The following is an 18,056-nucleotide window of genomic DNA, read 5'->3' on the forward strand; positions in this document are numbered from 1 at the left end:
CTTCTAACTGATTTTGATTCTTTTTAAAATTCCAGTATGGAATATGTAATCTGGGGAGACATAGTTTTTGAGCTTCTTTCATACAAAGAACATAGAGAAGAGCTCTCATTTCCATATGCTCACCATGAGACAATACTCCCGCCAGCCTCACTACAGTGGATGGGAGACAAAGAACTGAGGAAGGTAACTGTGGCAGTGAGGCTTCACAATGGATTCTGTGAGCCTCTTGAGGAGCATGAAGCACTGATCGAGCAATCAAGCACAGGAGAAGCTTATAACCTCATAATTGCAGAGCAGCCTCTTGGCGAATTTGCTCTGGAAAGGCTGTCCTCAACAATACAGCAGATAGATGCGTGGGGAAAGCCCGTCGTTATTGATCTTGACCTGGAGTTTTCTGAATACATAGAAAAGCCACTTGAGACGAAAAAAATCAAAACTACTCAATCAAAGGGCAATAAAGCGGTCAAAAAACAATCACAGCAAGAAGCAAAGTATAAAATTGTAAAAGTAAAAAACGCTGATGGATACGAAACAACAAGGATTGAGAGGGTGCAATGAAATATATAACAAAAGATAATGATAGATGGGACCTGATAGCATATCAGTTTTATGGTAATCCATATCTATATGAGCCCATCATGCTTGAAAATCCTGACAAGATATCCTATTTTGCTTTTCCTGCAGGAGTAATGCTTGAAATTCCAGCAATATGGGTTGATGAAACCATAGAGGTAAGCCCGCCGTGGCAGAGGGATTAAGGGTTCCAGAGGTATATCTCTATGTTGAGATTAACAATAAAGATGTCTCTGTTTATATCACGCCATATCTTCTGAACTTTTCATATATGGACAACGATGGATTGAATAAACAGGAAAGCGATGATGTAGAGATAGAGCTTGAAGACTCTCAAGGCTTTTTCAGGGACAATCCACCTGCTCGGGGATCTTCATTAAAAGTGAAGTTTGGATACACTGACAGAATTCGTTCTGCTGGAGTTTTTTATATAGACGGTTTCACATATAAAAGCTCCCGTCAGGGAGATGCATTTACAATCAAAGCACTTGCAAAAGATGTAAAAAGCTCTTTCAGAGAGATAAAAACAACAGCATTTGAAAACACTACTTTAAGAAAAATAGCCCAGGATATAGCCAGCAAACACGGGTATAAACTTAATTTTGCAGGTGCAGATGTATCATTTAAAAGAACCACGCAACAGGAAAAGACAGATCTCAAGTTTCTTGCAGGCCTCTGCAAGCAATACGGATACACATGTAAAATTGTGAACCGTCAAATTGTAATTCGTAGTCTTGATGAGAGCCTTGGCAGTCAAACAGTGTATGTTCTCACAAGAAATCATATTCTTGATTTTGAGTTTGAAACCTCATCACTTTATGAGGGCAGTGTAGATGTAGTGTATCTTGATGCACAAAAAAAAGATGTTGTTGAGGATAAAAAGAAAACGCAGGTAAAGGCTTCAGGGGATACAAAAAAGATAAATACAAGAATAGAAAGCAAATCTCAGGCAGAAGCAATTTCAAAAGCCCAGAAAACAATCAATGAGATGAAAGAAGTTCAGGCAAGACTCACATGCGTTGGGATTCCTGATTTACATGCTGGTGGGATTGTAGAGGTGCAGGGCTTTGGTGCATTTGACAGACAATACTATACAAGCACTGCAAGGCATATCATCAAAAGAAGTGGCTACACAACAGAGCTTGAACTATTAAGAAAACCAGGAGAGAAGAAAAAATGATCAAAGTGGGTAAAGTTGTAGCAGTGGATGAAAAAAATGCAAGAGTAAGAGTGCAGCTACTTGATTGTGATGGCATGGTGACGTATTGGCTACAAGTTGCTGTTCCGAAATCGCAAAATGATAAATTTTACTGGATTCCTGATGCTGGCGAGCTTGTGCTGTGTGCTTTTCTTGAGCATGGATTTGAACAGGGGTTTGTAATTGGTGCGATTTACAATGAAAAGGATACTACACCTGTCCAGGATAAAGACAAAATACATATAAAATTTCAAGATGGAAGCTATATTGAGTATGACAGAAAAGAGCATAAATTAAAGGCTGACATAAAAGGAGATATAGACATCAAAGCAACTGGCAGGGCAGATGTTGAGTGTCAGGGGCAGATATACATAAAAAGTGCAACAAATATAACAATCCAGGCACCCAGTATCAATATGAAAGGTGGTTCACCGGCAGAGGGCTGGTTTGAGGGGTATTTTAGAATTATTGGAAATCTTGAAGTTCAGGGCAATATTCACGCAACTGGTTCAATTATTGATGAAGGTGGTAACACAAATCATCACAGTCATTAAGAAAATATTGCTTTTAAAGAGGTTTAAAAACAGTTAAAGTGAACGGTATGGAAAGCATTTTAATAACAGAGCTGATACAGGCAGGATGGATAGTAAGCTTTCTTTTTATGCTTTATTTATTAAGGCAGCTTTCAGGCAGGATAGTAAACATAGAGAAAAAGGTTGAAGAGCTTGCAAGAAACTTTGAATCCAAATTCTGCCAGATAGAGACCAAAATGGACGAGAAGATTGATAAAAATGATCACTATATAGATATTTCAGGCTGGAGGGCTGAGATACTTTCTCTCAGGGAGGACATAAGGGAGGTATTTAAGCTTTTCAAGGAGGAATAGATGCTTAGATATGAAATTTTAGACTATCTTAAAAGACTTTATCCTCGCTGGGTTGAGGAAACAGAGATAATCTCTGTCTTTTATCAATATCACAAAGTCTCTGAGATTAAACGAGACCTTTATTACCTTGTTGACAAAGGCTATGTGGAGAGAAAAGAAGTAGAAATTCCATACAGAACATACAATCTTAAGAATCTTTTTAAATTAACTCCGCTTGGCATAGATTTACTTGAGTGCAGAATAAAAGACCCTGCAATTCCGATTCCAGAGGAGTAAACATGCCCCGCAGGAAAAAAGCAGAACTTCTTGATCTTATCAACTATATAATTCAACTCTATGAACGAGAGAAGCTCGGGTTTAGAGACATTGAGGCAAGGCTGAAAGCTGAAGGATACGATATAGGAAGGTCTTCAATTCACAGGGCTTATAAGGATTATCGAAAGGCAGCAGAGGAGTATAATAAGAAATTTGATGAAATAAATGCACTTCTTACAACCCTGAAGGACAGACCCACAACTGATATGCTCGAGGCAGTAACAGCAATCATAGCTAAACATGTAACTGACTTTGTAAAAGATATAGAATCAATTGAGTTTGAAGATACAGAGGCACTTGTAAGGGTTACAAGGGCACTCTCCCAGATGGCTGACAGACTTCAGAGCTTAAGAGAAGAAAGGATATCAAAAGCAATGCAGGAAATAGAAAAAGAAGCAAAGCTGAAAGGCATTGACCAGGAGTTTATCCGTTATGTCAGAAAAGAAATCTTCGGCACATAGTCTGCTTCTGCCATATCAAGCAGAAGCATTAAAAGAGATTGAATCGCATAAGTTCAGTTGCCTCATGTGGGCAAGGCAGACCGGCAAAAGCTTTCTCATTGCACTCTTTGCTGTGTTAAGGGCAGTTGAAAACTCCAATCATCTGGTTGCAGTCATTTCTCCTACAGAGAGGCAGAGCAAAGAGTTCATGGAGAAAGTAAAAAGACATGTGGAATTTTTAAAAATCGTGGGCGCACAGTTTGGAGAGGAGTTCTTCAAAGAGGCAAGCATTAATGTGCTTGAGGTGAGATTTCCAAATGGCTCACGCATTATGGGATTACCTGCAAATCCTGATGGAGTAAGAGGGCTTACAGGAGATGTAGTCCTTGAAGAGGCTGCTTTTTTCAGGGATGGTTACAGGGTATATCAGGCAATATTTCCGTCTATCACAAGAAGCAGAGATTATAAATTGATTGCTATTTCTACTCCTCGCACAAAAAATGATGTATTTGCTCATATATGGCAGATGTCTGATGGAAATCAATTATGGTATAGACAGAAACTTACGATATTTGATGCTGTTAGCCGTGGGCTTGATGTTGATGTAGAGTCAATAAAAAAAGCAATTCCAAGCGAAGATATCTGGATGCAGGAGTATCTTTGTGAATTTATGGATGAAAACTATATTTTACTTCCTTATGAAGTGATTCATGCATGCGTACTTGATGGAGTGCTTGTGGGGAATTTGGCAGAGGTGCAAGGGGATATCTACGTTGGAGTTGATATTGCAAGAAGAGGGAATCTCACAATTATTGCAGTTTTAGAAAAAGCTGGAAGTATTCTGTATTTGCGAAAGCTCGAGATAATGAAAAATATACCCTTCAGGGAGCAGTTTGAGGCAATAGATTATTACACAGCTTTTGCAAGGCGTGTAGCAGTAGATGAGACAGGCATTGGAATGCAGATTGCAGAAGAACTTCAGAGAAAATGGGGAGAGATCAAAGTTCAAAGAGTGTATTTTACAGCCAAAGCGAAAGAAGAGCTTGCTTCCCGCATGCAGGCATATTTCCAGGACAGACGCATATTTATTCCACAGAACAGGGACCTGATTGAAGACTTACACAGTGTGGAAAGAACAATTACGCAATCGGGAAATATAAGAATTGAAGGTAGCAGTGAAGACTCCCATGCAGACAGATTCTGGGCAGTGGCTCTGGCATTGTCAGTTGTGGAGTCAAAGAGTTCCTACCACGGTCCTTATATTTTTTCAGGAATAAACTGGGAGAGCAGATATGGCGTTATGGCAATGGTTTAAGAAAAAAAACGTTCAACTCTCTGCAGTTTCTGCTGGAAGGGTATCAATTGAGCCAGTCAGTCAATTTTTGCCAAAGAGTTTGGAGATAAAATATAGATTTGTAAATTCACGATATCCCCGTGAGTGGCTTTATGTGATAGAAAAATCAGTAATTGCCAATCCCAATCTTTCACAGATGTTTGAGCTTATCATAGATCTGGCAAACACAGGGCACAATGTAGAGGTTATCAGCAATAGCGAGGAAGCAAAAAAAGAGATAGATATCTTTGCTGAGAAACTTAATGCAGACAGCCTTGTAAATCAACTGCTTGCTCAGATTGCACTCTATGGGGCAATCAGCATTGAGATTGTAGTAAATGAAAGACTTGATGGAATAAATAAAATAGTAAGAGTTCCTGCCACAACCATTTATTTTACCTACAATGAAGAGACAGACACATTTGAGCCTTATCAGCAGGTTGGCAGTCTTGACCCGATAAAGCTAAATCCAGAGACATACATATATGAACCACTCCTTACAATGGATGGTTCTCCTTATGCGATGCCCCCCTTTATTGCCGCACTATCTTCGGTAGAAGTGCAGGAGGAGCTTCTTACACAGTTAAAGGGCATAGCAAAAAAGCTTGGTCTTATTGGGTTTCTGGATGTAGAGTTTCCACAACTTCAGAGATCACCAAATGAGACAGAATTTGAGTATCAGAAAAGACTCACAGAGTATCTCAACAACATCGCACAATCAATCTCAGAAAATATGGCAAAGGGCGTATTTTTGCATTTTGAGGGCACAAAGGCACAGTTTAAGGAAGTGGGCGGCAGCATGTCTGGTGCAAGAGATGTTATTGAGATGAATGAGCAGTGGATAATCTCAGGAGCAAAAGGACAACCTTCTCTGCTTGGCAGAACAACAGGCTCAACGGAGACATGGGCGACAATAGCTTATGAGCAGTTTGTAAGAATGCTTCAGAATTACCAGAGGCTTGTCCGCAGGGTCATGGAGAGACTATACAAATTCCATCTGACGCTTAAGGGTTACAGTTTTGAAGATGTAAACTTTATCTTTAATCCACTTCCTCAACTAAAGCCTGATGCAGAGATTGAAATGTTTGCTAAAAAATCTCAGGCAGTGGCATTGCTACTGCAGTCTGGCATTATAGACATAGAAAAAGCAAAGGAAATAATGGAGGTAGAATAATGATATCAATCATAGGAGCAATTTTAGGTCTTGCTGGCTCAATATTTCCTGAGGTGATCAAACTTTATCAGGACAGGCAGGACAAAAAGCATGAGCTTGAGATTCTCAGGATGCAGATGGAGATGCAACAACAAGGACATCAACAAAGGCTTGATGAGATTGTTGTTGAGGCAGATGTGCGAGATTCTGAGAGTGCAAGAAGCTTTGCACAGGTTTATAAGCCTGAGGCAACAGGTAGATGGTGGTATGACTTATTAATGCTTTTTGTGTATGTATATAATTCAGTGGTAAGGCCAACAATAACTTATTTAATGATTCTGTTGTATATGGCAGTAAAATATGCTCAAATTGAACTAACCCAAAGATCAGGAGTTGATTTTTTACAGGCATTAACAAAGGTTTGGGACGAAAACGATACAATGCTTGTCTTTTTAGTTCTTACATTCTGGTTTGGCGGAAGACAGATTTTAAGAAGCATGGGCAGAGTTAAATGAGAGTGACAGAGAAAGGCATCGAATTAATAAAAAGGTTTGAAGGTTTTAGTCCCGTAAAATATCTCTGTCCTGCAGGATATTTAACTATTGGCTATGGGCATGTAATTAAAGAAGGAGAGGCTTTCGATGAACCGATTGACGAAGAAGAAGCTGAACAGCTGCTAATGAAAGATCTCATTAAGTTTGAAAAATCAGTTTTAAGACTTATTAATGTTCAACTAACTGAAGGAATGTTTGATGCTTTAGTGTCTTTTTCGTATAACCTTGGCTCTGGTGCATTACAAAGATCAGCACTGAGACAGAAACTCAACAGAGCTGAGTATCTTGATGCAGCAGATGAGTTTCTCAAATGGGTTTACTCAGGAGGCAGAAAACTTAAAGGATTGGTATTGAGAAGACAGGCAGAAAGAGAGAGGTTTTTAGAGGACTATGAACATTTTATGTAAATGCAAAAAATGCGGTTTCATTATCACTCTTTATATTAAATATCTTAAAAAGCACGGGTTTAAATGTCCACGGTGTGGAAACACTGAATATAAAATTTTAATAACATGACAGAGCAAGACAAAGATATAGAATCAGCTTTAAATATAGTGCTTCCAGCGCTTGAAGCAGGCTTGCAAAAAGCCTTGTCAGAGACACTAAAGAAAGCCCGATATTTTATCTCCCAGCAGGATCTTTCAAGATACATAATGAGCATGCTTGAGTCACATATGAAGCTGTCACAAAAACAGCTTGATGCATTAAACAAACTGCTTGAAAAAATTTACACAAAAGAGCATGCAGCATTTCCCGTATCAACCAAACTTACAATCTCAGATGAAAGAGCGATATCATACGCAACAAAACTACATGATTTCTATTTAGGTCGATTCTTTCAGGGCGACAGAGAAATAAGACTCGATTCGGTCAAATGGATGAGCAATTATTACCTCAAAAAGGGATATCCAGCTGGAAAGAACCAGGAAGGAGCAAGAAAATTCTTAGATGAATTCGGCAATTACCTATCCCAGAGGACAGAGACAAAGGCAAGGCAGATTGTAGATACAACTGTGAATTATCTGAGAAATAGTTCTCGTATAAAGGCAATGCAAAAAATCCGCATAAAAAAATACAGATGGGATGCAACAGGAGACAGACTTACATGTCCAGCATGCAGAAGCATGGATGGAAGAGTATTTGATACAGGTGAGGCTGTGCGGGTGATTGAAATGCTTGAGGCTTCAGAAGACCCTGCACTCATAAAAGAACTAAGACCAATTCAGACTGATGTGCAGAAAGGATCTTCCTCAAGGCTTCCCACAAGGATGCCACCACTACATCCTGACTGTAGATGCAGGGCTGTTGCATTCTTCGAAGAGGAAACAGTTATGACAACAGTTGAAAGACCCACATGGGCAAAGGATACTCCTGCGCAGCGAGAGCTTGAAGAAGAATTCAGGGCATTGACAAACGAAGAAAGATTAAACCGCATCAGGGCACACATGGGAAGTAGCTGGCTAAGACCTGCAACAGGCGGCGGTGGTGAGAATGCATATAAGGAAGCAAAAAATGATCTGGAAAGGCATTTTATAAAACATGGAAAGGATCTGGGATTTAAAGACATAGATACATACTCAAAAGCATCTCATGATATCATTAAAGAACCAGAGGAAGTGTATGTAGAAAAAGGCAGAGATGGTACTGTATATCATTTTATTAAAGATGGCAAAGTTGTTGTATCTAATGATGATGCATTAAAGATAGAGTCTTTTTATAAATTTGATGAAAGATGGAGGAGTTTTAAAAGAGATGGGATTATTAGAATGCTATAAAGATGAAGAACTTATTGAGCTGTGGCAGCAGGACTGCAAACCACCTGCTATAAAATTACGGTGGTATGCAACATCAGCAGCTATACTTGATACCCGTGAAGCTATATTTGAAAGGAGGCTTGAGGATCAAGAAGAAGTCAAAAAAGCAGATATCGAACTCATAAAAATAGTCTTAAAAGAGGGTGCGGACCCGCCCTGTTCCGATGATCCAGAAAAGTATCCCATTACACACTGGTGGTGGCACCTGGATAAAATCGCTAATAGAACATACGATACCTCACTTCTGCCCGAGTATCTGATGGAGATTTATTTAAAAGCCCTACAGGGCGATTTTGAATGAGCAGGGATGTTTTATATGGGTTTAACGATTATAGAGGCTTTTAAGGTGTTTATAAATATTTATAAACACCCCTGAGGTGATAATGTACAGTCTGGTTGAAAGAGACACAGTAAAAAGCATACTTCAAAATATTAGATTAATTCTTACAACAGTTCAGGGATCTGACATCCACAGACCTGATTTTGGAAGCAGGCTTTATCTTTTTATAGATAAACCTCTTAATGCCATCACAATTGGCAGGATCAAGGTAGAGATAAAAGATGCAATCTTGAAGTGGGAGCAAAGAGTGGAGATTGAAGATATTGCTTTAAAAAAAGACTACATCAATGCAAAACTCAACATACAGATGAAGCTTAGAATAAAAGAAACAGAAGAGGTTATAAACACACAGCTATGGCTATAAAGTTCGTAGAGACTGATCCAACTCTATACGAAAAACAATTGATTGAAGCATACGAAAGGCTTACAAATAAAACGCTTCAACCCGCAGATCCTGAACGACTACTTATAAATCTTCTTGCATATGCCCTTACAATTACATCAATAAACATAGATGAGACAGGAAGACAGAATCTTCTTGCATATGCAAGCGCTGAACATTTAGATGCTCTTGCAGAGTTTTATGGAATAGAGAGACTTTATCCCAAACCTGCTACGTGTATTTTGCGATTTAGTCTTTCAAGTGCTCTCAATTATGATGCAGTAATCCCCGCAGGGACAAGGGTAACGCCTGACGGTAATATTATTTTTAAAACGGTAGAAGAAGTAAAAATCCCGGCAGGTAATCTTTCTGCCCAAGTGCAGGCAGAATGCGAAATAACTGGCAGTGCTGGTAATGGATATCAGGTGGGGCAAATAAACAAACTTGTAGATGTTTTACCTCATGACATTTCTGCATCAAATACAACAATGACTATGTATGGTGCAGACATAGAGGATGATGAAAGATTCAGAGAACGCATAAGACAGAGCATTGAAAGGTTTACAAATGCAGGCTCTTGTGGAGCATACATATATCATACTCTGTCAGCACATCAAGATATATTAGATGTTTCAGTATTTAGCCCTCAGCCTGGAGAGGTGAATGTGGTTTTTATTATGAAAGATGGGGAGAGTCCAGACAACTCAATGATTCAGCTTGTGCAAAACTATCTTTCAAGTGAAAAAGTGAGACCTTTAACAGATATGGTTTATGTTTCTGCTCCAGAGGTAATTACATATAGCATTAACATAGAATATTACATACATAAAAAAGATGAAGCTCTGGCAGGCTTAATTCAGCAAGATGTTGAAAAAGCTGCCCGGGATTTTGCTTTCTGGACAGGAACAAAAATTGGAAGAGATATTCTACCTGAAGAGCTTATCTTGAGAGTGAAACAGGCTGGAGCCTATAGAGTGATCGTAAACAGTCCTGCCTATACAGCCTTACAGCAAAATCAAATTGCAAAAGCAGATTCATTTGTTCTCACTTATTCAGGCCTTATGGAAGATTAACTGAAAATATTGCTTCTAACTGCTCAGCGTCTCAGTTTAAGATGCAGGTATGGAAGATTACACAAAACTATCTCAGATTGAATCTTTTTCCGAGCATGATGAATATGTAGAGTTTATGGCAGTTGCCTTATCCTCTACCTGTGTAAAGCGAGCCTACGGAGAACTCTGTTTTGAAGAAGAAACACTTCGGAAATATGCTGATACCCTTATGGGGAAACCAGTTTTACTTGATCACAGATATGAAGCTGGAGCCATTATTGGCGTAGTAATTCATAGCGAGTATGATCATGATAAAAAAGCAATTCTTGCAAAAATAAGGATGCCCAAGGCAGGGAATGAGAGGTTGATAACGCTTCTTAAGATGGTTCCATCTCCTGTCAGAAGCCTCTCTATTGGCGCAATAATTGAGACAGAGAAAAAAGATGGAAAGTTTTATGCAACATCAATAGATTTTAAAGAGCTGAGCATAGTTTTTGAGGGAGCAGATAAAAATGCAAAAATACTTTCTTTTGAGGAAAGCTCCAGCAAAAATCATGAAAAGTTTTCTGAAGAAGAGTGGTGGGATGATCCTGAGCTAAGAAAGAAAGCTCCCCTGGACTATTTTCTTGAACCGGGCTCAAGACGATTTCCATATAAAACATGGGATGGGAACATCTCCTGTGAAAGACTTCGTGCTGCAATGTCATTAGCAAATCTTCATGGATATAGACAAATTTACGAAAGAGCAAATGCTTTATATGAAAAACACTGCAAAAAGGAGGATTAAATGGAAAGGCTAACAAGAGACATTGTGGTTGCAATGTCTAAGGAAGAACTTCAGGATGTGGTAGAAACTCTTCAGATGAAACTTGAAGTGGCAGAAAAAGAAATAGAAACTCTCAAGGCTGATGCAGAGACAGGTAAAAAATACAAAGAGCATCTTCAAAAAGAAGCAATAAGGCTTGTCAGAGCTGTTGACGGCGAGAATGCTCCGATTCTAAAACTCATTGATAGAGCAGATGTGGACACTCTTAAAGAAATTACAGACGAATATTTTGAAAAAGGAAAAGATAAATTCAAGTCTACGTCGCAGCCTCAAAAACTGGAAGAAGAACAAATAACAATAGAGGCTCTTCAAAAAGCAGATTACAAAAAACTATTAGAAATAAGAGAAAAATTTATGAAGGAGGCTTAATATGCCAGTAACAGGACAGACAAACCCGGAGCTTTTCCCTACATACTATGAGAGAAAGCTTTTAGAGTATGTGAAGGCAAATCTTATTGCGACACGATATGGTCAAAAACATAGCTTTACCCCGAACACGGGAAGAACTGCTGTTTTTACGAGATTTTCTCCTTTGCAGAAGGCAACAACTCCTCTTACAGATCAGCCAACTCCTGCTCAAGGAGCATCCATAGCAGCTCAGCAAGTTCAGGTGTCTATAAATGAATATGGAAACTACATAGATCTGGATGAGTTCACAGATATTACTTCGTTCACCCCTCTCGTTGATGTGGCAACGGATCTATTATCGTATAATGCGGAAGAAAGTCTTGATGCTGTAGCTATGCAGCAGATTACTGCGGGCACAAATGTATACTATGCCTCTGGTGTATCAGGTAGATCAGGACTTGATGGTACAAAAAAACTTTCAAAAGATGATGTGCGGAAAGGTGTAAATCTTCTAAATAGAGCAGAAATTTTACCATTCCCTGATGGATACTATGTTCTTCTGGTTCATCCAGACAAAATCCTCGATCTTTTTACCGCCCAAGAGCTTATTACTCTTGCTAGCGCCAAATATGAAGCACTTGAAAAAGGAGTGGTGGGAACGTTTGGAGGAGCACAAATAGTAGTTTCAACAACTCTTCCGATTCTTGCGGGAGCTGGTGGAGGTACCCCAGCAAGTGATGTTTACCAGAGCGTGCTTTTAGGACAGAATGCTTACGGCGTGGTTGATATAGATGGGAACTCTATTCAGATGGTCTATACCAATGTTGATAAACTTGGCAGAATCAAAACTGTGGGATGGAAGGCCTATTTTGCGGCAAAAAGACTCTATGAACCAGCACTGTTGAGGATAGAATCCAATTAAGGAGGCATATGATGAAGATATACATTGAAAAGGATAGTTCAGTATGGATTAATGGCAAAGAAATAAAAGTAGCCCCTGGCTCTCAGGAAGTTGACGACGAAGTGGGAAGAATTCTGATTGATGCAGGATATGCAAAAGCCATAGATGAAGAAAAAAGAAAAAATAAATGATAACAGTTGATGATATAAAAAGCTTTCTCAATACAGCTGGAGCAGATTTTTCTGAGAACGAGATACAAAGTGCGATTGTCCTTGCTGAGAAAAGAATAAAAGACATGCTGCAAGTAGAAACAGTTGATGATACAGATAGCAAAATCAAGAAAGCATGGATCTTACTATCTGTGGGCGAGCTTGCAAGTAGTGTGAATCTTTACTGGAGAGGGAATGAAAAAACAGAGCTAATTAGAGTAAAAGAGCTCACAGCAGAAGCGGAAGCATTGCTTGGTGTTGTGCCAAAAGGAGCGGTAAAATGGCAGACATTAGAGACGCTGATAGAGTAATAGCAGACATAGAGAGAAAAATAAGAGAGTCAATCACTAAAACAGTGGCCCAGACTGCTCAGTATGCTGAATCAAAACTAAGTGAGCTTTTCAAGGCTGAAGGCAGGACATTAAACGTTGAGTGGTCACAACTTAAGGAAGCATACCTTAAGCAGAAGATTAAAAAGGGATTCTCTGAAAAGATACTCCATAAAACAACCACTCTTGCTCAGAGCTTTACCTCGCAGGTAAAAACATTTGAGGCAGCGGTGGGAACACCTGTTTGGTATGCCTCTTTTCATGAGCATGGAACCAGAAGAATGCCTGCAAGAGCATTTATGAAACCTGTGTTTGAGCATGTTTTAAGCTCTGGAATTATAGGAAGGCTATTTAAGGAGGTAATAAAGGGATGTTAATTGAGATAGAGCAGGCGATAATAAACAGGCTTAAACAAAAAGGCATTCCCGCTGAAGCATGGTCAGGCAAGCCTGATGAGCTTTTTTATCGTCCCAAAGCCTTTCCGACAGCAAGGCTTGTTATTGATGCGATGGATTTTCAGGAAATGCATTATACAGGGCATTATGGAGTAGTGCTTGCAGGTTCCTGCCTTGTATTTTTCAGGAGCCTGAAAGAAAAAGGACAGGGAGCATATGAAGTAATTGAAAATATTTTAAACGCAATAACAGGATTTGAAGCATGGGGATTTGATTTAAGAATTAAATCTGTAAAGCTCATGTATCACGAATCTGCAGAGTTCTGTTATCAAATACAGTTTACTGGTTATGGTAAGTATATTGTTTCCCTTGAGGATTCTGAAATTCTTGCAATAAGAATTAAAACATATGAAGGAGAAGCGCTTTCCAGTGAGGTAAGCAAATAAAATAATCACTGATAAACTTTAGGAGGAATACGATGCAATACAGGATAAAAACTAATTATCCAACGATAATTGAAATTGGAGGCAATGCATATATGCTTTTCCCTCATAAAAACGTTGATCTTCCAGAAGATGCAGAGATTGTTCAAACTTATGAAGGATTGGGATATATAGAACGAATAAATGAAACGCCAACAAGGCCAAAAAAAAAGGAGGTAAGCGATGCCAGCTAATTATCTGCACGGTGTAGAAACAATAGAGATCCTCAAAGGACCAATTCCTGTTAGAGAAGTAAAATCTGCGGTGGTTTTCCTGGTGGGCACTGCTCCGGTGCATCTTACAAAGCCACAGGATATATCAGAAGATGACTGGTATGCTCAAACCATTAACAATCCTCTATTAATTCTCAGTAGAGATGACGCAGCATACTACTTTGGCGATGCGGCAACGGGATATACCCTTCCCTATGCCTTTGATGCTATTTTTGATCACGGAGGGACAACTATCATTGCAGTAAATGTTTTTGATCCTAGAACCCATAAAGATACCAGCGATAATCCAGACCCATCTGTTGTGACCTCATCTGACATTATAGGTACAATAAACGGAATTACAGGTAGACGCACAGGACTTAAGCTTATAGATGAGTTTTACGGCCGTTTTGGCTTTACAGCAAAAATCATTCTTGTGCCCGTGTACTGTGAACAATCTGCAGTGTCTGCTGAGATGATTGCTCTATGCGAAACCCACAGAGCAATTGCCCTTATTGATGCACCATTGGGTATGACCGTTCAGCAGGTGATCAATGCCCGTGGAACAGGTGGCCAGCTGAATACATCGGCATACAGAGCTGTAATCTGCTATCCTCACCTGAAAGTCTGGGATACCGATACAAACCAGGAAAGGCTGGAACCATTAAGCCAGAGGCTTGCAGGAGTTATTGCAAAAGTAGACCATGAAAATGGATATTGGTGGTCTCCATCAAACAATGAAATTTTGGGGATTGTTGGTATAGAGCGTTACATTACAGCCTCAATTAATGATCCGCAGGCACAGACAAATATTCTGAATGAAAATGGTATCGTAACGGTTTTCAATTCCTTTGGCACAGGCTACCGTGTTTGGGGCAACCGTTCTGCAGCATGGCCTACGAAGACGGATCCTAAAAATTTTATCAATGTACGTAGAACTGCGGATATAATTGCAGAGTCTATTGAATACTCCACAATGCAGTGGCTGGACAAACCAATCACAGTAGCGATTGATGGAGTTCTCAGCATGGTAAATGCCTTCATACGCACACTAATTGGAAGAGGAGCTCTGATAGACGGAAGATGCTATTTCCTGCCAGATAAAAATCCAGAGACAGAGCTTGCAAATGGACATCTCACATTCACATATGAGATTATGCCGCCAACTCCTGCCGAAAGAATTACTTTTGAACAGGTAATAAATACAGAACTGCTTAAAAAACTTATAGGAGGCTAAAATGATAGAAATATCCAAAGTATTTAATGCGCGTGTTTATATTGACGGCACAGACTTTATTGCAAAGGCAGAAGAGATCGATCTTCCAAAGGTAAAATTTAAATTTTCAGACACAAAGGCGCTTGGCCTTTATGCGGATGGAGAGTTTCCAACGGGGCTGGATAAACTTGAAGCAAGAATAAAATTTAACTCGGTCTATCATGAATTCATAGCACTTGCAGCAGATCCGTTTACTGCAAGAACAATAATTATCTACGCTCCGATGCAGGACTGGCAACAGACAGGAGTTGTTAAAACAAGCTCGGTTAAGGTAGAAATAAGAGGTTTTTTTAAGGAGTGGGACTCTGGCAAACTTAAAAAGGCAGAATCAGCAGAGGCAGAGGCAACTGTGTCGTGCATCTATTACAAGCTTGATGTGGACGGACAGGATGTCATTGAAGTGGATACAATCAATAACATTTATAAGATTCAGGGCAAAGACATACTGCAGGACTACAAAATAAACATTGGAGGATAATAAGTGAAGGAACTAAAGCTTTCTGATAAAAGAGTTGCAACCTTTAGGGAAGCCAAGGGCAAGGATCTATTTGATGCAATGATGCTAGCAAATCAGCCAGGAGAGATCTCAAAGCTTTTATTATCAAAAATACTGCTTATTGACAACAAACCAGTAACGGAGTTTGATCTGGAGGAAATGCCACTTCAGGATGTTCTAATTCTGCTTTCTGCGTTTGGTGAATTATACCCTTTCTCCCTGACAAAACAACAATCTTTGGACTTATCAAAGAGGGAGGATTCAGCTACTCAGACATCAGAGAAATGACCCTAAGAGAGATTGCTTTCTGGGTTTTGCGATTAAATGAATATTTAAAAGAATTGCAACAGGAAAGATAGATGGAAAATATTTTTTCTCTTGCCATACTTTTTAAGGCAGTAGATAACGTTACGGCCTCCATAAGGAACATTCAAAATTCAACAAAAGTTCTCTCTGCCGATGTTGAGAGAGCAACGAGCAAGTTCAAACTGTTTGGGGAGAAAATAAAATCCCTGGAAAACACTGCCACATCCTTTCAGTCAATGGTTGGAGCTGCAGCATGGACTGGAGCCTTTGCCGGAACAATGAAGTCTTTCGGCGAATTAGAGGATGCTTCTCTGTCGCTCAAGTCAACTTTTATGGAAGCAGGAGGAGTAATTCCAGAAGTTTTTCAGCAGGTAGACAGTGAGGCAAAAAAACTTGGAGCAGAGCTTCCAGGAACTTCAGCTGATTTCTACAAACTTGCATCAGTAATGAGGCAGCTTGGCATAGAGGGAGATGTTCTTGCTAATGGCGGGCTTAGATCAGCAGCATATCTTGGAGCAGTTTTAAAAATACCATATGAAGAGGCTGGTTTTTATGTGGCAAAGTTCAGCCAGGCTCTTGGCATTTCCCAGAAAGATCTTGAAGACTTTATGGATGTGGTTCAAAGGCTTGGGCATCTTGGCGTTAATGCTTCAGAAATGCAGTATTCCTTTTCTAAATTAAGCGGCGCCTTAAAAATACTTGGATGGCAGGGGCTGGAAGTCAGCAAGCAACTCGCACCGATTGTTGGCAGGTTCGTACAGCTTGGATATTCAGGTGAAACAGTAGGACATAACCTTTCTAATTTATTTCTGGCTTTCCTGGATTCAGGAAAACTGGATAAATTCAATAAAGAGCTTTCTCAATATGGAATTCATCTTGACGCAATAGATAAAAAAACAGGACAAATTAAAAAGCCTGAAGAATTAATTGCAGAGATTGACAAGATCTCTCAAGCATATAAAAGGGGTATTCTTTCACAATCTGAACTATTTGAAGCCCTCAGTAAACTTACAGGCGCAGGCGGTGAAGACCTTAAAATGCTTGCAACGCTTGTAACAGAAGGGATAGAGGGATATAACCAAATGAATGAAGCTATGGCAAAGCAGGCATCTCTGACGAAAAGAATTGAGACAGTATCTTCATCTCTGAGAAATGTATGGGAGGCCTTTACTGGAACTGCTCAAAATCTGTTTGCTTTGATTGGATCTTCTCTTGCGCCAGCTCTAAAAGGGATTGCGACCACATTAAACTACTTTACTGATATGCTGAGCGATTTTTTTGAAGAACATAAAACACTTGCGAGCATACTTGGCTGGACAGTGGGAATTTTAGCAGGAGTATCAGGTGGTTTTGTAGCTCTTGGAATAGTTATTACGGCTTTGCTCTTTCCTCTGAGAATTTTTCTCACTACCATTCAAATAGTGGGACCGGTGCTAAGTGGGCTGACGATATTAATAAAGACATTAAGCAGGACGGCAATTACTGCTATAGCGTCCATGTCTAAAGCCATGTTTACCACTCCTGTGGGCTGGGTCATAATGGGCATTATTGCTTTGGTTGCAGCTGGTTATTTACTGTGGAGAAACTGGGATAAAGTAAGCAAGGCTCTTGTATCGGCATGGAACTGGCTTAAAGAGAACTGGGGAAAAATATTAGGCCTTTTTCTCTGGATTAATCCTATCACAGCACCAATTAAAGCCTTAAATGAGCTTTATAGGAAGATTACGGGTATGAGCCTTTTTGATGCAGGCAGAAAACTTATCGAGACTCTCCTGAAAGGGATTTTATCTGTGGCAGCAAAACCAGTAGAGGCTGTTAAGGCTATCGCACAAAAAATAAGAAATCTTCTACCTTTTTCTCCGGCAAGGGAAGGTCCTCTTTCACAACTGCACAGAATCAAGCTTATTGAAACAATTGCACAGAGCATAAAACCAGCACCTTTACTTACAGCATTAAAGCAAACATTTGAGCCAATGAAGGCTATTGTTCAACCCCTGTTTCAACCCATTAAGCAAACATTTGAGCCAATGAAGGCTGCAGGTGTTTCAGGGGTTAATATCACTGTTAATCTCGGTGGTGTAAATATTACAGGACAGGCAACAGAAAAAGAAGCAAAAGATATCGTTTCGATCATACAAAAAGAAGTGGAAAGGACACTGTCTCGCATTGAAACAGCAAAGTTTAGAAGATCATATTGAAAATATTGCTTTAGAGCCTTGCTTCATTGAATTAGAAT

General features: G+C 39.6%; 27 protein-coding genes. All 27 read left to right on the plus strand.

Features of this window, described 5'->3' with window-relative positions:
* Positions 1 to 36: 36 nt before the first annotated feature.
* The 27 genes from G581_RS0104005 (at position 37) to G581_RS0104135 (ending at position 18,018) form a co-directional block, all read left to right on the plus strand.
* Entirely contained in the window at positions 37 to 558 is a 522-nt protein-coding gene (locus tag G581_RS0104005) for a phage tail protein (RefSeq protein WP_028844713.1), read from the plus strand.
* Positions 555 to 758, plus strand: coding sequence for a tail protein X (locus G581_RS0104010; RefSeq protein ID WP_028844714.1), 204 nt, complete (start codon positions 555 to 557; stop codon positions 756 to 758). Before G581_RS0104005 ends, G581_RS0104010 begins: the two co-directional genes overlap by 4 nt.
* Positions 743 to 1,753 carry a phage late control D family protein gene (locus G581_RS0104015; RefSeq protein ID WP_028844715.1) on the plus strand — a complete coding sequence of 337 codons (1,011 nt, stop codon included), beginning with the start codon at positions 743 to 745 and terminating at the stop codon, positions 1,751 to 1,753. Before G581_RS0104010 ends, G581_RS0104015 begins: the two co-directional genes overlap by 16 nt.
* Positions 1,750 to 2,325 (plus strand): phage baseplate assembly protein V, encoded by a 576-nt coding sequence (locus G581_RS10535; RefSeq protein WP_038064958.1) that lies wholly within the window; start codon positions 1,750 to 1,752, stop codon positions 2,323 to 2,325. Before G581_RS0104015 ends, G581_RS10535 begins: the two co-directional genes overlap by 4 nt.
* 47 nt (positions 2,326 to 2,372) lie before the next feature.
* Positions 2,373 to 2,657: a hypothetical protein gene (locus G581_RS0104025; RefSeq protein ID WP_028844716.1), complete on the plus strand. Its 285-nt coding sequence runs from the start codon at positions 2,373 to 2,375 to the stop codon at positions 2,655 to 2,657.
* Positions 2,658 to 2,933: a hypothetical protein gene (locus G581_RS0104030; protein WP_028844717.1), complete on the plus strand. Its 276-nt coding sequence runs from the start codon at positions 2,658 to 2,660 to the stop codon at positions 2,931 to 2,933.
* A gap of 2 nt (positions 2,934 to 2,935) precedes the next feature.
* The gene (locus G581_RS0104035; RefSeq protein ID WP_028844718.1) at positions 2,936 to 3,433 is read left to right on the plus strand and encodes a phage protein Gp27 family protein; all 498 of its coding nucleotides are present in this window, start codon (positions 2,936 to 2,938) and stop codon (positions 3,431 to 3,433) included.
* Positions 3,405 to 4,727, plus strand: coding sequence for a terminase large subunit domain-containing protein (locus tag G581_RS10540; protein ID WP_051178804.1), 1,323 nt, complete (start codon positions 3,405 to 3,407; stop codon positions 4,725 to 4,727). The genes G581_RS0104035 and G581_RS10540 overlap by 29 nt, the downstream gene beginning before the upstream one ends.
* Complete coding sequence (locus G581_RS0104045; protein WP_028844719.1) at positions 4,705 to 5,919, plus strand: hypothetical protein; 1,215 nt, start codon at positions 4,705 to 4,707, stop codon at positions 5,917 to 5,919. The genes G581_RS10540 and G581_RS0104045 overlap by 23 nt, the downstream gene beginning before the upstream one ends.
* Positions 5,919 to 6,413 (plus strand): hypothetical protein, encoded by a 495-nt coding sequence (locus tag G581_RS10545; protein WP_038064961.1) that lies wholly within the window; start codon positions 5,919 to 5,921, stop codon positions 6,411 to 6,413. Before G581_RS0104045 ends, G581_RS10545 begins: the two co-directional genes overlap by 1 nt.
* Complete coding sequence (locus G581_RS0104055; protein ID WP_028844720.1) at positions 6,410 to 6,859, plus strand: lysozyme; 450 nt, start codon at positions 6,410 to 6,412, stop codon at positions 6,857 to 6,859. Before G581_RS10545 ends, G581_RS0104055 begins: the two co-directional genes overlap by 4 nt.
* Before the next feature lie 105 nt (positions 6,860 to 6,964).
* Entirely contained in the window at positions 6,965 to 8,227 is a 1,263-nt protein-coding gene (locus G581_RS0104060) for a phage minor head protein (RefSeq protein ID WP_028844721.1), read from the plus strand.
* Positions 8,205 to 8,567, plus strand: coding sequence for a hypothetical protein (locus tag G581_RS10550; RefSeq protein WP_156875191.1), 363 nt, complete (start codon positions 8,205 to 8,207; stop codon positions 8,565 to 8,567). Before G581_RS0104060 ends, G581_RS10550 begins: the two co-directional genes overlap by 23 nt.
* An 82-nt stretch (positions 8,568 to 8,649) precedes the next feature.
* Positions 8,650 to 8,970 carry a GPW/gp25 family protein gene (locus G581_RS0104070; RefSeq protein WP_051178807.1) on the plus strand — a complete coding sequence of 107 codons (321 nt, stop codon included), beginning with the start codon at positions 8,650 to 8,652 and terminating at the stop codon, positions 8,968 to 8,970.
* Positions 8,961 to 10,061, plus strand: coding sequence for a baseplate assembly protein (locus G581_RS0104075; RefSeq protein WP_028844723.1), 1,101 nt, complete (start codon positions 8,961 to 8,963; stop codon positions 10,059 to 10,061). Before G581_RS0104070 ends, G581_RS0104075 begins: the two co-directional genes overlap by 10 nt.
* 49 nt (positions 10,062 to 10,110) lie before the next feature.
* Positions 10,111 to 10,827 carry a hypothetical protein gene (locus tag G581_RS11570; RefSeq protein ID WP_051178808.1) on the plus strand — a complete coding sequence of 239 codons (717 nt, stop codon included), beginning with the start codon at positions 10,111 to 10,113 and terminating at the stop codon, positions 10,825 to 10,827.
* Positions 10,828 to 11,235, plus strand: coding sequence for a hypothetical protein (locus tag G581_RS0104085; RefSeq protein ID WP_028844724.1), 408 nt, complete (start codon positions 10,828 to 10,830; stop codon positions 11,233 to 11,235).
* A 1-nt stretch (position 11,236) separates the two neighbouring features.
* The gene (locus G581_RS0104090) at positions 11,237 to 12,136 is read left to right on the plus strand and encodes a N4-gp56 family major capsid protein (protein WP_028844725.1); all 900 of its coding nucleotides are present in this window, start codon (positions 11,237 to 11,239) and stop codon (positions 12,134 to 12,136) included.
* An 11-nt stretch (positions 12,137 to 12,147) separates the two neighbouring features.
* On the plus strand, positions 12,148 to 12,306 hold the full coding sequence (locus G581_RS12050; protein ID WP_156875192.1) for a hypothetical protein: 159 nt from the start codon (positions 12,148 to 12,150) through the stop codon (positions 12,304 to 12,306).
* Positions 12,303 to 12,635 carry a hypothetical protein gene (locus G581_RS0104100; protein ID WP_028844726.1) on the plus strand — a complete coding sequence of 111 codons (333 nt, stop codon included), beginning with the start codon at positions 12,303 to 12,305 and terminating at the stop codon, positions 12,633 to 12,635. Before G581_RS12050 ends, G581_RS0104100 begins: the two co-directional genes overlap by 4 nt.
* Entirely contained in the window at positions 12,605 to 13,030 is a 426-nt protein-coding gene (locus tag G581_RS11575; protein WP_051178810.1) for an HK97-gp10 family putative phage morphogenesis protein, read from the plus strand. Before G581_RS0104100 ends, G581_RS11575 begins: the two co-directional genes overlap by 31 nt.
* Positions 13,024 to 13,494 carry a hypothetical protein gene (locus tag G581_RS0104110; protein ID WP_028844727.1) on the plus strand — a complete coding sequence of 157 codons (471 nt, stop codon included), beginning with the start codon at positions 13,024 to 13,026 and terminating at the stop codon, positions 13,492 to 13,494. The genes G581_RS11575 and G581_RS0104110 overlap by 7 nt, the downstream gene beginning before the upstream one ends.
* Positions 13,495 to 13,526: 32 nt before the next feature.
* Positions 13,527 to 13,724 carry a hypothetical protein gene (locus tag G581_RS0104115; RefSeq protein WP_028844728.1) on the plus strand — a complete coding sequence of 66 codons (198 nt, stop codon included), beginning with the start codon at positions 13,527 to 13,529 and terminating at the stop codon, positions 13,722 to 13,724.
* Entirely contained in the window at positions 13,714 to 14,979 is a 1,266-nt protein-coding gene (locus tag G581_RS0104120; protein ID WP_028844729.1) for a phage tail sheath subtilisin-like domain-containing protein, read from the plus strand. Before G581_RS0104115 ends, G581_RS0104120 begins: the two co-directional genes overlap by 11 nt.
* Before the next feature lies 1 nt (position 14,980).
* The gene (locus G581_RS0104125) at positions 14,981 to 15,496 is read left to right on the plus strand and encodes a phage major tail tube protein (RefSeq protein ID WP_028844730.1); all 516 of its coding nucleotides are present in this window, start codon (positions 14,981 to 14,983) and stop codon (positions 15,494 to 15,496) included.
* A 3-nt stretch (positions 15,497 to 15,499) separates the two neighbouring features.
* The gene (locus G581_RS0104130; protein WP_028844731.1) at positions 15,500 to 15,802 is read left to right on the plus strand and encodes a hypothetical protein; all 303 of its coding nucleotides are present in this window, start codon (positions 15,500 to 15,502) and stop codon (positions 15,800 to 15,802) included.
* A 71-nt stretch (positions 15,803 to 15,873) separates the two neighbouring features.
* On the plus strand, positions 15,874 to 18,018 hold the full coding sequence (locus G581_RS0104135) for a phage tail tape measure protein (RefSeq protein ID WP_028844732.1): 2,145 nt from the start codon (positions 15,874 to 15,876) through the stop codon (positions 18,016 to 18,018).
* Positions 18,019 to 18,056 lie beyond the last annotated feature (38 nt).

Source organism: Thermodesulfovibrio thiophilus DSM 17215 (assembly GCF_000423865.1).
Classification (GTDB): domain Bacteria; phylum Nitrospirota; class Thermodesulfovibrionia; order Thermodesulfovibrionales; family Thermodesulfovibrionaceae; genus Thermodesulfovibrio; species Thermodesulfovibrio thiophilus.

What these genes read in the sequence shown, in the direction of transcription:
- G581_RS0104120 (WP_028844729.1), top strand. Translation starts at nt 13,714, where the DNA reads ATGCCAGCTAATTATCTGCACGGTGTAGAAACAATAGAGATCCTCAAA.
- G581_RS0104070 (WP_051178807.1), top strand. Translation starts at nt 8,650, where the DNA reads ATGTACAGTCTGGTTGAAAGAGACACAGTAAAAAGCATACTTCAAAAT.
- G581_RS10535 (WP_038064958.1), top strand. Translation starts at nt 1,750, where the DNA reads ATGATCAAAGTGGGTAAAGTTGTAGCAGTGGATGAAAAAAATGCAAGA.
- G581_RS0104110 (WP_028844727.1), top strand. Translation starts at nt 13,024, where the DNA reads ATGTTAATTGAGATAGAGCAGGCGATAATAAACAGGCTTAAACAAAAA.
- G581_RS0104075 (WP_028844723.1), top strand. Translation starts at nt 8,961, where the DNA reads ATGGCTATAAAGTTCGTAGAGACTGATCCAACTCTATACGAAAAACAA.
- G581_RS10540 (WP_051178804.1), top strand. Translation starts at nt 3,405, where the DNA reads ATGTCAGAAAAGAAATCTTCGGCACATAGTCTGCTTCTGCCATATCAA.
- G581_RS11570 (WP_051178808.1), top strand. Translation starts at nt 10,111, where the DNA reads ATGGAAGATTACACAAAACTATCTCAGATTGAATCTTTTTCCGAGCAT.
- G581_RS0104055 (WP_028844720.1), top strand. Translation starts at nt 6,410, where the DNA reads ATGAGAGTGACAGAGAAAGGCATCGAATTAATAAAAAGGTTTGAAGGT.
- G581_RS0104045 (WP_028844719.1), top strand. Translation starts at nt 4,705, where the DNA reads ATGGCGTTATGGCAATGGTTTAAGAAAAAAAACGTTCAACTCTCTGCA.
- G581_RS0104010 (WP_028844714.1), top strand. Translation starts at nt 555, where the DNA reads ATGAAATATATAACAAAAGATAATGATAGATGGGACCTGATAGCATAT.
- G581_RS0104035 (WP_028844718.1), top strand. Translation starts at nt 2,936, where the DNA reads ATGCCCCGCAGGAAAAAAGCAGAACTTCTTGATCTTATCAACTATATA.
- G581_RS0104085 (WP_028844724.1), top strand. Translation starts at nt 10,828, where the DNA reads ATGGAAAGGCTAACAAGAGACATTGTGGTTGCAATGTCTAAGGAAGAA.
- G581_RS0104030 (WP_028844717.1), top strand. Translation starts at nt 2,658, where the DNA reads ATGCTTAGATATGAAATTTTAGACTATCTTAAAAGACTTTATCCTCGC.
- G581_RS11575 (WP_051178810.1), top strand. Translation starts at nt 12,605, where the DNA reads ATGGCAGACATTAGAGACGCTGATAGAGTAATAGCAGACATAGAGAGA.
- G581_RS0104135 (WP_028844732.1), top strand. Translation starts at nt 15,874, where the DNA reads ATGGAAAATATTTTTTCTCTTGCCATACTTTTTAAGGCAGTAGATAAC.
- G581_RS0104115 (WP_028844728.1), top strand. Translation starts at nt 13,527, where the DNA reads ATGCAATACAGGATAAAAACTAATTATCCAACGATAATTGAAATTGGA.
- G581_RS10545 (WP_038064961.1), top strand. Translation starts at nt 5,919, where the DNA reads ATGATATCAATCATAGGAGCAATTTTAGGTCTTGCTGGCTCAATATTT.
- G581_RS0104060 (WP_028844721.1), top strand. Translation starts at nt 6,965, where the DNA reads ATGACAGAGCAAGACAAAGATATAGAATCAGCTTTAAATATAGTGCTT.
- G581_RS10550 (WP_156875191.1), top strand. Translation starts at nt 8,205, where the DNA reads ATGGGATTATTAGAATGCTATAAAGATGAAGAACTTATTGAGCTGTGG.
- G581_RS0104125 (WP_028844730.1), top strand. Translation starts at nt 14,981, where the DNA reads ATGATAGAAATATCCAAAGTATTTAATGCGCGTGTTTATATTGACGGC.
- G581_RS0104090 (WP_028844725.1), top strand. Translation starts at nt 11,237, where the DNA reads ATGCCAGTAACAGGACAGACAAACCCGGAGCTTTTCCCTACATACTAT.
- G581_RS0104005 (WP_028844713.1), top strand. Translation starts at nt 37, where the DNA reads ATGGAATATGTAATCTGGGGAGACATAGTTTTTGAGCTTCTTTCATAC.
- G581_RS12050 (WP_156875192.1), top strand. Translation starts at nt 12,148, where the DNA reads ATGAAGATATACATTGAAAAGGATAGTTCAGTATGGATTAATGGCAAA.
- G581_RS0104100 (WP_028844726.1), top strand. Translation starts at nt 12,303, where the DNA reads ATGATAACAGTTGATGATATAAAAAGCTTTCTCAATACAGCTGGAGCA.
- G581_RS0104025 (WP_028844716.1), top strand. Translation starts at nt 2,373, where the DNA reads ATGGAAAGCATTTTAATAACAGAGCTGATACAGGCAGGATGGATAGTA.